The 830-nt window shown below is 72.8% G+C and carries 1 protein-coding gene; it reads right to left on the minus strand.

Annotated elements, in window-relative coordinates; genetic code table 11:
• Positions 1 to 199: 199 nt before the first annotated feature.
• Positions 200 to 830: helix-turn-helix transcriptional regulator (locus CCL05_RS39710; protein ID WP_086565462.1), on the minus strand; the 631-nt coding region annotated here is incomplete at its 5' end.

Here is an 830-nt window from a genome sequence, read left to right on the forward strand (position 1 = left end):
AAAGGCAGGACGGCCAGGGCCTGTCGTTTGGATCAGGTCGCAGGGAATCGACAGCGCTGTTCAGTGCCGGTGAGCGGGGTCTGGTGCGTGCAGCTGCAAGGCGGAGGAGGGCGTCGATGCGGAGCATCGGCAACCGACGACAACGCCGCAGATGCGCGTGCCAGACCCCGCGTCTGCGGCGTGATCCAAACGACAGGCCCTAGGGGGTGTCCGGCCCCGGATCCTGCGTCACCGTCCGCTGTAATGACCCCGCGCGGTCCAGCAAGCCCGTGCGTGCCGCCAGGGCCGCTGCCTCCAGGCGGGAGCCGACTCCCAGTTTCATCAGGACCCGCTGGACGTGCGTGCGGGCCGTGGAAGGGGCGATGCCCATGCCCGCCGCGATCAGGCGGGTGTCCTCGCCGTCGGCGACGCGGACCAGGACCTCCACCTCCCGCGGCGTGAGCATCGACAGCAACCGCTGGCCCTCGTCGTCCGGTTGGGCCGCCGGGTTGAGCAACTCGCTGAACGCCCCCTGCAACAGCTGCGGCGCCACCGCCGCCTCTCCCGCCCGGGCCTTCATGATCGCCCGCTCGACACCCTCTATGCGCTCATCGTGCCGTACGTAGCCGGAAGCGCCCGCGGCGAAGGCTGCCGCGATGCCGCGCGGGCTGGGCACCGGCCCCAGCACCAGGACCGCGACCTGCGGACGCTCCCGCTTGATCCGCACCACCGGGTCGAAGATCCCCGGCTCCGCCGGCGTGGCCGTCCCCATCAGGCACACCTCCGGCGCCCGTGTGATCACCAGCTCCGCCGCCCCCGCGGCCGGCGCCGCCGCGGGGGCGGCGGAGCTG

The sequence above is a fragment of the Streptomyces africanus genome, assembly GCF_002150735.1.
In the GTDB taxonomy this organism is placed as follows: domain Bacteria; phylum Actinomycetota; class Actinomycetes; order Streptomycetales; family Streptomycetaceae; genus Streptomyces; species Streptomyces africanus.